Source organism: Streptomyces sp. NPDC037389, from assembly GCF_040636475.1.
Lineage (GTDB): Bacteria > Actinomycetota > Actinomycetes > Streptomycetales > Streptomycetaceae > Streptomyces > Streptomyces hesseae.
Genome location: NZ_JBEZUS010000003.1, coordinates 458,767 through 470,716, shown reverse-complemented (window position 1 = coordinate 470,716; position 11,950 = coordinate 458,767). Strand labels below are relative to the sequence as shown.

The window sequence follows — 11,950 nt, the reverse complement described above, 5'->3', positions numbered from 1 at the left end:
CGCCCCCGCCTCAAGGGCGGCTGGACCGGCGGTCGATACGACGGAAGGTGGGCTCCCCCTTGAGGGGAAGCCCACCTTCCGTGGCGCTATCGAACCGCTACGCGGAACTCAGGTGTCGCTCAGGCGTCGAAGACCTCGGCCATCAGCGCCGCCTGCTCGGCCTGGTGGCGCTTGGCCGAGCCGACCGCCGGGGACGAGGAGTGCGGACGGGAGATCCGGCGCAGTCGCTCGCGGGCCGGGACGTCGGCACCGACGGCCAGGTCCAGGTGGTCGATCAGGTTGAGCGCGATGAACGGCCACGCACCCTGGTTCGCCGGCTCCTCCTGCGCCCAGATGTACTTCTCGGCGTTCTTGAACTTGGCGATCTCGGCCTGGAGCTCCTCACCCGGCAGCGGGTAGAGGCGCTCGAGACGGATGATGGCGGTGTCCGTGAGGCCGCGCTTCTGCCGCTCGGCCTCCAGGTCGTAGTAGACCTTGCCGGAGCAGAAGACGACCTTGCGGACGGCCTCGGCCTGGACGCTCTCGTCGCCGATCACCGGACGGAAGCGACCGCTGGTGAACTCCTCCGCCTTCGACGCCGCGGCCTTCAGACGCAGCATCGACTTCGGGGTGAAGACGATGAGCGGCTTGTGGTGCGGGTTGTGGACCTGCCAGCGCAGCAGGTGGAAGTAGTTCGACGGCAGCGTCGGCATGGCGACCGTCATGTTGCTCTGCGCGCAGAGCTGGAGGAACCGCTCGACACGGGCCGAGGAGTGGTCCGGGCCCTGGCCCTCGTAGCCGTGCGGCAGCAGCAGGGTGACGCCGGAGGTCTGGCCCCACTTCTGCTCGGAGGAGGAGATGAACTCGTCGACGATGCTCTGGGCGCCGTTGACGAAGTCACCGAACTGGGCCTCCCACAGGACGAGCGCGTCCGGGCGGGCCAGCGAGTAGCCGTACTCGAAGCCCATCGCCGCGTACTCGCTGAGGAGCGAGTCGTAGACGTTGAAGCGGGCCTGGTCCTCGGAGAGGTAGAGCAGCGGGGTGTGGTCCTCGCCGGTCTCCCGGTCCACCAGCACCGCGTGGCGCTGGCCGAACGTGCCGCGGCGGGAGTCCTGGCCGGCGAGCCGGACCGGGGTGCCCTCCATCAGCAGGGAGCCGAAGGCCAGGGTCTCGCCCATGCCCCAGTCGATGGTGCCGTCCTCGACGCTGGAGGCGCGGCGCTGGAGCTGCGGCATCAGACGCGGGTGCACCGTGACGCCGTCGGGGAGGTTGACCTGCGACTCGGCGATCCGCTTGACGACCTCCTGGGAGATCCCGGTGTCCACCGCGATCGGGAAGCCGTCCAGCGGGGCCGGGGCCGGAGCCTCGGCGGGGGCCGTGTCGGCCTCGCGGACCTCGACGAAGACCTTCTCCAGCTGACCCTGGTAGTCCTGGAGGGCCTGCTCGGCCTCTTCCAGGGTGATGTCGCCACGGCCGATCAGCGACTCGGTGTACAGCTTGCGCACCGAGCGCTTCTTGTCGATCAGGTCGTACATCAGCGGCTGCGTGAAGCCCGGGTTGTCGGACTCGTTGTGGCCGCGACGGCGGTAGCAGATCAGGTCGATGACGACGTCCTTGTTGAACGCCTGGCGGAACTCGAAGGCGAGCCGCGCGACGCGGACCACGGCCTCCGGGTCGTCACCGTTCACATGGAAGATCGGCGCCTCGATCATCCGGGCGACGTCGGTGCAGTACATCGACGAGCGCGAGGACTCCGGCGGCGCGGTGAAGCCGACCTGGTTGTTGATGACGATGTGCACGGTGCCGCCGGTGCGGTAGCCGCGCAGCTGCGACATGTTCAGGGTCTCGGCCACGACGCCCTGGCCCGCGAAGGCCGCGTCGCCGTGCAGCTGGATCGGCAGGACGGTGAAGTCCGTGCCGGCCTTGCCGATGATGTCCTGCTTGGCGCGGGCGATGCCCTCGACGACCGGGTCGACCGTCTCCAGGTGGGAGGGGTTGGCGGCCAGCGAGACGTTGATCTGCTCGCCGTCCAGGCCGGTGAAGACGCCCTGGGCACCCAGGTGGTACTTCACGTCGCCGGAGCCGTGCATCGACTTCGGGTCGAGGTTGCCCTCGAACTCGCGGAAGATCTGCGCGTAGGACTTGCCGACGATGTTGGCGAGGACGTTCAGACGGCCACGGTGGGCCATGCCGATGACGGCCTCGTCCAGGCGGGCCTCGGCGGCCGCGTCCAGCACCGCGTCCAGCAGCGGGATGACGGACTCGCCGCCCTCCAGGGAGAAGCGCTTCTGGCCGACGTACTTCGTCTGGAGGAAGGTCTCGAAAGCCTCCGCCGCGTTCAGCCGGCGCAGGATGCGCAGCTGCTCCTCGCGCTCCGGCTTGTGGTGCGGGCGCTCGACGCGCTCCTGGATCCAGCGGCGCTGCTTCGGGTCCTGGATGTGCATGTACTCGATGCCGGTGGTGCGGCAGTACGAGTCGCGCAGCACGCCCAGGATGTCGCGCAGCTTCATCATCGACTTGGCGGCGAAGCCGCCGACCGCGAACTCGCGCTCCAGGTCCCACAGGGTGAGGCCGTGCTCGGTGATGTCGAGGTCGGGGTGCTTGCGCTGGCGGTACTCCAGCGGGTCGGTGTCGGCCATGACGTGGCCGCGGACCCGGTAGGAGTGGATCAGCTCGAAGACACGGGCGGCCTTGGTGACGTCGTCGTCGTGCGAGGCGTCGATGTCCTTGAGCCAGCGGACCGGCTCGTAGGGGATCCGCAGCGCCTCGAAGATCTCGTCGTAGAAGTTGTTCTCGCCGAGCAGCAGCTGGTGCATGATCCGCAGGAACTCGCCGGAGGCGGCGCCCTGGATGACCCGGTGGTCGTACGTCGAGGTCAGGGTCATGACCTTGGAGATGCCCATCTTGTTCAGGGCGTCCTGCGAGGTGCCCTGGAACTCGGCGGGGTAGTCCATGGCGCCCACGCCGATGATGAGGCCCTGGCCGGGCATCAGGCGCGGCACGGAGTGCACGGTGCCGATGCCGCCGGGGTTGGTCAGCGACGCGGTGACCCCGGTGAAGTCGTCCATCGTCAGCTTGCCGACGCGGGCGCGCTTGACGATGTCCTCGTAGGCCTGCCAGAACTCGAAGAAGTTCAGGGTCTCGGCCTTCTTGATGGCCGCGACGACGAGCTGGCGGTCGCCGTTCGGCTTGACCAGGTCGATGGCCAGACCGAGGTTGACGTGCTCGGGCTTGACGAGGGTCGGCTTGCCGTCCTTCTCCGTGAAGGAGTGGTTCATCGACGGCATCAGCTTCAGCGCCTGCACCATGGCGTAGCCGATGAGGTGCGTGAAGGAGACCTTGCCACCGCGGGCGCGCTGGAGGTGGTTGTTGATGACGATGCGCTGGTCGAACAGCAGCTTCACCGGGACCGCGCGGACGGACGTGGCCGTCGGCAGCTCCAGGGAGGCGTTCATGTTCTTGGCGACCGCGGCGGACGGACCGCGCAGCGTCACGAACTCGGGACCGACGGCCGGCTCGGCAGCCTTGGCGGCGGCGGGCTTCGCCACGGCGGGCTTGGCAGCCGCGGGCTTCGCCACGGCGGCGACCGGAGCTGCGGCGGGCTTCGCGGCGGCCGGGGCCTGAGCCGCGGCGGCGACCGGAGCTGCGGCAGCCGGAGCGGCCGGTGCTGCCGGAGCAGCGGCGGCCTGCGGCGCGGCGGGGGGAGTAACCGGCGCGGCGGCGGCCGGGGCGCTCGGGGCGCCCCCGGTCACTGCCTGCCCCGGCGGAGCCGGGGCAGTGCCCGGCTTGTAGTCGGCGAAGAAGTCCCACCAGGCTCGGTCGACCGAGTTCGGGTCCTGGAGGTACTGCTGGTAGATCTCGTCGACGAGCCACTCATTGGGACCGAACACATCGGCAGGACTCTTGCCCTGCCCTGCTTGGTCGGTCGAGACGCTCGAGGTGTTGGGGGACTGTGGCGACACGGCGGCAACCGCCCTCTTCCGCTTCCTAAGGTGGTGGACAGCGGGAATAAAGGCTACGCCTGTCGGGACCCTTAATGCAGGCCACCCGGGCCAGTCGTCGCCTAAGTCACACTCGACGTCGGGTTTCAGGGCACGAAGAGCTGGGAAAACCCGAAGGTTCCGCTTGACCCCGGGCTCTCCTGGGTTCGCCGCATCCTGCCCCACATCCGGTCGGATGTGTGCTCCCGCCACCGACCCTACGTCAACACGGCTCACGAGGACCTCCCGGAAGCGTGACCTTGATGCGGCACCCGCGCGGGGACTCGGCCACCCCGATGCTCCCGCCGTGGAGGTCGACCGCCCAGCGGGCGATGGCCAGGCCCAGGCCCGTACCGCCGTCGGCGCCGGGCCCCTGCGAGGCGCCGGAGCCCCGGTTGAAGCGCTCGAAGACGCGGTGCCGCTCGGCCTCGGGGATGCCCGGCCCCTCGTCCACCACCTCCAGGGCCAGCGACTGGGCCCCCTCGCCCCGGCGGGCACGGACGGTGACGCGGCCGTGCGGGGGAGAGTGCTTGACGGCGTTGTCCACCAGATTGGCGACCACCTGGTGCAGCCGTTCGGCGTCCGCGTGCGCCGTGAGCTCCGGGGGAGAGACGTCCAGGTGCAGATGGACGTCCTTGCGGGCGCGCGGCGAGGAGCCGCTGCCGCAGGCCATGCTCGCCTCCTTGAGCACCCCCGCCAGATACGGCCAGACCTCGAAGCGCCGGGCGTGCAGCGGCACCACCCCGTTGTCCAGCCGGGACAGGTCCAGCAGCTGCTCCACCAGCCGGCCCAGCCGCTCGGTCTGCCGCAGCGCGGTGCGCATCGTCTCGGGGTCGGGGGCCGAGACCCCGTCCACCACGTTCTCCAGCACGGCCCGCAGCCCCGCGATGGGGGTGCGCAGCTCGTGCGAGACATTGGCGACGAGCTCCTTGCGGTGGGTGTCCACCGCCTCCAGGTCGGCCGCCATCCGGTTGAAGGCCTCGGCCAGGTCCCCGAACTCGTCCCGCCGCCCGGCCCGCACCCGGCGGGTGTAGTCACCCTGTGCCATCGACCGGGTGACCTCGGTCATCTCGTCCAGCGGCGCGGTCAGCCCGTGCGCCACGAACTGGGTGATCAGGAGGGAGGCGATGATCGAGAAAACGGTGATCACCCGGAGCTCGGTCGCCGAGTGGATGGCGACGAACACCAGGAATGTCGTGATCACCACCGAGCCGATCACCAGCGCGCCGAGCGCCGCCTTGACCGACCGGTAGGGATCCAGGGGGCGCAGTGCCTCCCAGAGCCTGCTCCACAGACCCTGCGGCGGCCGGTGCTCACCGGACACCGGGATCACCGTAACGAGCCATGCCACCCGCCCCGGGCCATGTGCGCCGTCATGCCGCCGGGGTCTCCAGCGCGTAGCCGACCCCGTGCACCGTACGGATCCGCTCCGCCCCGATCTTGCGGCGCAGCGCCTTGATGTGGCTGTCCACGGTCCGGGTGCCGGAGGCGTCCGCCCAGTCCCACACCTCCGCGAGCAGCTGCTCACGGGAGAGGACCGCGCGGGGGGTGTTGGCCAGGCAGACGAGCAGGTCGAACTCGGTCGGCGTCAGATGGACGTCCCCGCCGCGCACCCGCACCCGGCGCTGCGCGTGGTCGATCTCCAGCTCGCCCAGCCGCAGGATGCCGCTGCGCGGGGTGTGCGCGGCCAGCGTGGCCCGCTCCACCCGGCGCAGCAGCACGTGCACCCGGGCGGCGAGCTCGCGCATCGAGAACGGCTTGGTCATGTAGTCGTCCGCCCCGACGCCCAGACCGACCAGCATGTCCGTCTCGTCGTCGCGCGCGGTCAGCATGAGGACGGGCACGGGCCGCTGCGCCTGCACCCGGCGGCAGACCTCCAGGCCGTCGAAACCGGGCAGCATCACGTCCAGGACCAGAAGGTCCGGCTGCCATGCCTCGGCGGTGTCGACGGCGGCGGGCCCGTCGCCCGCGGTGCGTACCTGAAAGCCCTCGGCCCGCAGCCGGGCCGCGATGGCATCGGTGATCGTCCGGTCGTCCTCGACGATCAGCACCCGGCGCTGCGCCCCGGTTGACGCCACGACGCCGCTCGGGCCGATGTGTGTGTGCTCCATGCGCCCCGCCCCTAAGCGTGTTCCCGCAGCGAAGTGACTACGGGTCCTGCACCTGTGCAAGGCAGGGTACGGGCACCCGGCGGGACTCGGCTACGCGGCACGGATGCCGAGGTGAACGACGTCCGGGACGCCTCGGGCAACGGTGATCTCTTCCGTCGTTACCCCGGCGAACCCGGCATTACGGAGGGCCTGTTCGAACGCCGGGGAGGGCTGCGCGGACCACACGGCGAGCACCCCTCCGGGCGTCAGCCGGTCCCGGCACGCGGCGAGTCCGGTGGGGGAGTAGAGGCTGCCGTTGTCCTCCGTGACGGTCCAGTCGGGGCCGTTGTCGATGTCCAGGCAGAGCGCGTCGAAACCGCGCCCCGGCGCCCGGAGATACGTCACGAGGTCGGCATGGACGATCTCGGCGCGCGGATCGGCGAGCGCCGCCGCCGAGTACGCGCCCAGCGGGCCCGAGCGGTGCCAGTCCACGACGGCCGCCTCCCGTTCGACGACGGCGATCCGCCCCCAGCGGGGCTCCTCCGCGGCCCGGGCGAGCGAGAAGCCCACACCGAGGCCACCGATCAGGACGGCCGGTTCCGCACGGTCCGCGGGGAGGGCGGCCAGGGCGGCGTCGACGAGCAGCCGCTCGGAGCGCCCGTCCGAGGTGTCCATCAGGAAACAGCCGTTGGCGATGATCTCGAAGTGCTCGCCCCGCCGTCTGAGCACGACCTCCCCGTGGGGGCCGTCGCGGCGGTCGAGGACGGTGGGGGTGGAGTCGCTGTGCTTCATGTGGTGCATGTGCTGCTGCCTCCTGTTGACCGTTCGGTGACTGTCGACGAATCGGCCGACGCCGCTACACGTCAAGAGGTTGACAAAGGTGACGGGAGTCACGACCAGAGGTTGATCCGGTGCCCGACCGTGGACCTTAATGTTCAAGGAGGCCCGGAGAAATGCGCGGAAAGGGGCTGGCCGAGTGACTGCGGTTGACGCCGACGGCAACGCCCAGGGGGCGGCCGCCGCCCCCGGCCGCCTCCGCACGGCGATCCGCCGCCTCGGCCGGCTGCTGCCCACGCCCACCGGCACGCCCTTCACCTTCTGCTACGGCCTGATCCTGCTGGGCACGGCCGTCTACGCCGACTTCGGCGACCAGGCCACCGTCAGCCAACTGCTCCGTGACTCCAGCACGGACGCCGCCCACCTGACCGAACAACCGCTGGTCGTCCTGGTCGCCAGCGCCCTGTGGGTGGCCGGCGGGCTCTACTCCGCCTACGGCGTGGCCTTCGCGCTCGTCCTCACCGCGCTGGAGCGGCGCGTGGGCGGCGCCCGGACGGCCGGTGTCTTCCTCGTCGGGCACGTCCTGGCCACGCTCGCCACGGAGCTCCCGGTGGCCGGCGCCGTCGCGGCCGGGCAGCTGCCGGAGTCCTCGCTGCACCGGCTCGACTACGGCATCAGCTTCGGCCTCATGGCCTGCATCGGCGCGCTCTCCGGGCTGGTGTCGCGCCCGGCGCGGTGGACCATGCTGGGCGTGGCGGGCGCCATGTGTGCCCAGGACCTGATCGAGCTGATCGATCCGCTGGCCAGCGCCGGGCACCCCATCGCGCTGCTCACGGGAATCGCCTGCCGGTCGCTGATCCGCGACGGGCTGCCGGGTCCGCGCCGCCTGCGTCGCCCGCGCGAGCGGGCGGAGGCGGACGCGGTGCCGCCCGCCCAGGCGGCCGTCGACGCCGAAGCGCTCCGCGGGCGCCTCGCCGGCCCCGTCGTCCCGGCGCCCCCGCGGCCCCGCGCGGAGGGCGACGATCCGCGCCCCGCGGCGGACACCGCCCTCCACGGCCGCTGAGCGCCGGGCGCTAATTCACTCCGACGGGCTACACCCCACTTCGGCGTACCTGCCGCCGCCTTGCCCTCGCCCTGCCGTCGCCCCTTCCCGAGCCGATCGCTCACGGCGAACACGCTGCCACCGGGCGCCCGGGAACAATCACCCTCCCCCGCGCATTGAGTCGGCATAGCTCAACTTGCCTGCCGAAGGGGAGATCATGGCTTCGATGTCCGCACCGCTCACCCTGCCCGTGCTGCCGCTCGACGACGAGGTGGTGCTGCCCGGCATGGTGGTGCCGCTCGACCTGTCGGACGCGGAGGTCCGGGCCGCCGTCGAGGCCGCCCAGGCCGCGGCGAAGGGCACCGGCGCCAAGCCGCGCGTGCTGCTCGTCCCACGTGTCGACGGCACGTACGCGGGAGTCGGCACCCTGGGCACGGTCGAGCAGGTGGGCCGGCTGTCGGACGGCGACCCCGGCGCGCTCATCCGGGGCGACGGCCGCGTGCGCATCGGCGCGGGCACGACCGGCCCCGGCGCCGCCCTATGGGTCGAGGGCACCTCGATGGAGGAGTTGACCCCCGATCCTCTCCCGGGCTCGGTCGCCGAGCTGATGAAGGAGTACAAGGCCCTCGCCACCAGCTGGCTGCGCAAGCGCGGCGCCTGGCAGGTCGTGGACCGCGTCCAGCAGATCGAGGATCCCGGCCTGCTCGCCGACAACTCCGGCTACTCGCCCTTCCTCACCGTCGCCCAGCGCGTCGAGCTGCTGGAGACCACCGACCCGGTGGCCCGGCTGAAGCTCGCCGTGAAGTGGCTCGGCGACCACCTCGCCGAACAGGACGTGGCCGAGTCCATCGCCAAGGACGTCCAGGAGGGCGTCGACAAGCAGCAGCGCGAGTTCCTGCTCCGCCGCCAGCTGGAGGCCGTCCGCAGGGAGCTCTCCGAGCTCAACGGCGACCCGGAGAACGAGTCAGAGGACTACCGCGCCCGCGTCGAGGCCGCCGACCTGCCCGAGAAGGTCCGCGAAGCGGCCCTCAAGGAGGTCGCCAAGCTGGAGCGCGCCTCCGACCAGAGCCCCGAGGGCGGCTGGATCCGCACCTGGCTCGACACGGTCCTGGAGATGCCGTGGAACGAGCGCACCGAGGACGCCTACGACATCCCCGGCGCCAAGGCCGTGCTCGACGCCGACCACGCGGGCCTGGAGGACGTCAAGGAACGGATCACCGAGTACCTGGCGGTGCGCAAACGGCGCGCCGACCGGGGGCTGGGCGTGGTCGGCGGGCGGCGCGGGGGCGCGGTGCTCGCGCTCGTCGGCCCGCCCGGTGTCGGCAAGACCTCGCTGGGCGAGTCCGTCGCCCGGGCCATGGGCCGGAAGTTCGTCCGCGTCGCCCTCGGCGGCGTCCGCGACGAGGCCGAGGTCCGTGGCCACCGGCGGACGTACGTGGGCGCGCTGCCCGGCCGGATCGTCCGGGCGGTCAAGGAGGCCGGATCCATGAACCCGGTCGTCCTCCTCGACGAGATCGACAAGGTCGGCTCCGACTTCCGCGGCGACCCGGCCGCCGCCCTCCTGGAGGTCCTCGACCCCGCCCAGAACCACACCTTCCGCGACCACTACCTGGAGGTCGAGCTGGACCTGTCCGACGTTGTCTTCCTGGCGACCGCCAACGTCCTGGAAGCCATCCCCGAGGCCCTCCTCGACCGCATGGAGCTCGTCCGCCTCGACGGCTACACCGAGGACGAGAAGGTCGTCATAGCCCGTGACCACCTGCTCCGCCGCCAGCTGGAGCGCGCCGGCCTGGAGCCCGACGAGGTCGTGCTGGAGGACGACGCCCTGCGCGGGCTCGCCGGCGAGTACACCCGCGAGGCGGGCGTACGGAACCTGGAGCGCGCCATCGCCCGGCTGCTCCGCAAGGTCGCGGCCCAGCACGAACTGGGGGAGCGGGAACTGCCCTTCACCATCGGCGCCGAGCAACTGCGCCCGCTGATCGGACGCCCGCACCACACGCCCGAGTCCGCCCAGGACCCGGCCGAGCGGCGCACGGCCGTCCCCGGTGTGGCCACGGGCCTCGCGGTCACCGGCGCGGGCGGCGACGTGTTGTTCGTCGAGGCGTCCCTGGCCGACCCGGAGAGCGGCGGCGCGGGCCTGACGCTCACCGGCCAGCTGGGCGACGTGATGAAGGAGTCGGCGCGGATCGCGCTCTCCTTCCTCCGCTCCCACGGCGCCGAGCTGGAGCTCCCCGTCGGCGACTTCAAGGAGCGCGGCGTCCATCTGCACGTTCCGGCGGGCGCGGTGCCCAAGGACGGCCCGAGCGCGGGTGTCACGATGACGACGGCGCTGGCCTCCCTGCTCTCCGGCCGCCAGGTCCGCCCGGACGTGGCGATGACGGGCGAGGTGTCGCTGACCGGCCGCGTCCTGCCCATCGGCGGGGTCAAGCAGAAGCTGCTGGCGGCGCACCGGGCGGGGATCACCACGGTGATCATCCCCAAGCGGAACGAGCCGGATCTGGACGATGTGCCGGCCGAGGTGCTGGAGAAGCTGGAGGTCCACGCCGTCTCGGACGTCCGCCAGGTCCTGGATCTGGCGCTGACGCCGGCGACGACGGTCTCCGCTGAGCGGGTGCCGCTGGCGGCGTGAGCGGCGGAGGCCCCCGTCCGGGGGCCTCCCTCATCTCAGGGGTGGTGGGTGACCGCCCGGTCGAGAAGGGCGTGGAGGGTGACCTTCTCGTCGTGGGTGAGGGCTCGCAGGGGGGAGTCCTCGGAGAGGACGGCGATGAGGCGCTCGCGCACCGCCGTGCCCTCGGTCGTCAGGATCAACTGCTTGGCGCGGCGGTCCGTGGGGTGGGGGTGACGCTCCAGGAGCCCCAGGCACTCCAGCTTGTCGATGACGAAGGTCGCGTTGGACGGCTCGCAGCTCATCCGGTCGGCGAGCTCGCGCATCGTCATCGGGTCGGTGAGCTCACGCAGGGCCGTGGCCTGTGGCGCGGTGAGGCCGAGGCGGGTCGCGGCCACGCGCACGTGGTCGGAGATCTGGCGGGCGAGGCCGTTCACCAGGCCGCAGAGCTGTCGCTCGGCGAGGGTCTGCGGTTCTGGGCTGCTCATGGAGCCATCTTAGGCCAGCTGCATCAAGCGAACATCTTTATAGCTTGAATCATTCAAGCTGGAAGATTATTGTGGACGCATGACGACCAACTCCCAGAGCAGCCTGGGCGATCGACTGCTCCGCCCGTCGGGGATCCGCAGCCTCCAGCTCGGTGACATCAAGGTCACGTACGTCCCGGACGGCGTGGTCCGGCTCTCGCCGCGCGGCTGGCTGCCGACCAGCACGGAGGAGGAGTGGGCCGCCTACTCCGCATATCTGGATGACTCAGGCTATTTCGTGGCGGGCATGGGTGGTCTCCTGGTGGAGCACGGCGACCGTGCCCTGTTGATCGACGCGGGCTTCGGACCCCAGTCGTTCCCGGCCGGGGAGGACGGCCCCATCGGGGCGATCTCCGGAGGCACGTTGCTCGACAGCCTCGCCGAGATCGGCCGAGCCCCCGCCGATATAGAGGCCGTGGCCGTCACCCACCTCCACATCGACCACATCGGCTGGCTCTATCAGCCGGCCCCGGGCACCGAGCAGCTCCCGTTCGCCCACGCCGACTACCTCGTGAGCGAGGAGGAGTGGACACACCGCGATCTGCTGGAGGAGCACGGCATCTCCAAGGAGATGACCACGATCCTGGAGCCCAGGATCCGCACCGTCGCCGACGGCGAGGAGATCTTCCCGGGCGTGCGCGTCGCGCTCTCGCAGGGCCACACGGCGGGCCACGCCTCGTACGTCATCTCCGGCGGCGGCCGCCGGCTGATCGCCTTCGGCGACGCCATGCACACGCCGGTCCAGGTCAGCCACCCGGAATGGTCCGCCGTCGTCGACCACGACGCGGAGCGGTCGGCGGTCCACCGCCGCCGACTGGTCGAGGAGCTGTCCGAGCCCGGCACGATCGGCTTCGGCATCCACTTCGCCGACGTGGCGTTCGGCCGCGCTCGCTTTGACGGCACCGGGAACCCGGCGGCCTGGGAGCCGGTCGACGAGTGAGCCCCACCGC

The 11,950-nt window shown here is 71.3% G+C and carries 8 protein-coding genes; 3 read left to right on the top strand and 5 right to left on the bottom strand.

Annotated elements, in window-relative coordinates; all coding sequences use genetic code 11:
* Positions 1-119: 119 nt before the first annotated feature.
* The 4 genes from AB0E98_RS08880 to AB0E98_RS08865 all read right to left on the bottom strand — a co-directional run bounded on the left by AB0E98_RS08880 (position 120) and on the right by AB0E98_RS08865 (position 6,850).
* The gene (locus tag AB0E98_RS08880) at positions 120-3,941 is read right to left on the bottom strand and encodes a multifunctional oxoglutarate decarboxylase/oxoglutarate dehydrogenase thiamine pyrophosphate-binding subunit/dihydrolipoyllysine-residue succinyltransferase subunit (protein ID WP_361700164.1); all 3,822 of its coding nucleotides are present in this window, start codon (positions 3,939-3,941) and stop codon (positions 120-122) included.
* 241 nt (positions 3,942-4,182) lie between these two features.
* The gene (locus AB0E98_RS08875; protein WP_361700162.1) at positions 4,183-5,283 is read right to left on the bottom strand and encodes a HAMP domain-containing sensor histidine kinase; all 1,101 of its coding nucleotides are present in this window, start codon (positions 5,281-5,283) and stop codon (positions 4,183-4,185) included.
* 49 nt (positions 5,284-5,332) lie between these two features.
* Entirely contained in the window at positions 5,333-6,070 is a 738-nt protein-coding gene (locus AB0E98_RS08870; protein ID WP_126916018.1) for a response regulator transcription factor, read from the bottom strand.
* Between the two features lie 90 nt (positions 6,071-6,160).
* A complete protein-coding gene (locus AB0E98_RS08865) occupies positions 6,161-6,850 on the bottom strand; it encodes a spermidine synthase (protein ID WP_361700159.1) in 690 nt (229 codons plus the stop codon).
* Between the two features lie 175 nt (positions 6,851-7,025).
* Between AB0E98_RS08865 and AB0E98_RS08860 the strand changes: the two genes are divergently transcribed.
* Entirely contained in the window at positions 7,026-7,889 is an 864-nt protein-coding gene (locus tag AB0E98_RS08860) for a rhomboid-like protein (protein WP_361700156.1), read from the top strand.
* A gap of 196 nt (positions 7,890-8,085) precedes the next feature.
* Positions 8,086-10,497 carry an endopeptidase La gene (gene lon, locus AB0E98_RS08855; protein WP_361700153.1) on the top strand — a complete coding sequence of 804 codons (2,412 nt, stop codon included), beginning with the start codon at positions 8,086-8,088 and terminating at the stop codon, positions 10,495-10,497.
* Positions 10,498-10,532: 35 nt separating this feature from the next.
* On the opposite strand, the gene AB0E98_RS08850 is transcribed toward lon, so the two are convergent.
* Positions 10,533-10,961 carry a MarR family transcriptional regulator gene (locus AB0E98_RS08850; protein WP_361700150.1) on the bottom strand — a complete coding sequence of 143 codons (429 nt, stop codon included), beginning with the start codon at positions 10,959-10,961 and terminating at the stop codon, positions 10,533-10,535.
* A 79-nt stretch (positions 10,962-11,040) separates the two neighbouring features.
* On the opposite strand from AB0E98_RS08850, the gene AB0E98_RS08845 reads away from it, so the two are divergent.
* On the top strand, positions 11,041-11,940 hold the full coding sequence (locus AB0E98_RS08845; RefSeq protein ID WP_361700148.1) for an MBL fold metallo-hydrolase: 900 nt from the start codon (positions 11,041-11,043) through the stop codon (positions 11,938-11,940).
* Positions 11,941-11,950: the final 10 nt, after the last annotated feature.

Bases quoted from the DNA above. Each gene is read 5' to 3' on its own strand.
- AB0E98_RS08870 (WP_126916018.1), bottom strand. From the start codon at position 6,070: ATGGAGCACACACACATCGGCCCGAGCGGCGTCGTGGCGTCAACCGGG.
- AB0E98_RS08865 (WP_361700159.1), bottom strand. From the start codon at position 6,850: ATGCACCACATGAAGCACAGCGACTCCACCCCCACCGTCCTCGACCGC.
- lon (WP_361700153.1), top strand. From the start codon at position 8,086: ATGGCTTCGATGTCCGCACCGCTCACCCTGCCCGTGCTGCCGCTCGAC.
- AB0E98_RS08850 (WP_361700150.1), bottom strand. From the start codon at position 10,961: ATGAGCAGCCCAGAACCGCAGACCCTCGCCGAGCGACAGCTCTGCGGC.
- AB0E98_RS08845 (WP_361700148.1), top strand. From the start codon at position 11,041: ATGACGACCAACTCCCAGAGCAGCCTGGGCGATCGACTGCTCCGCCCG.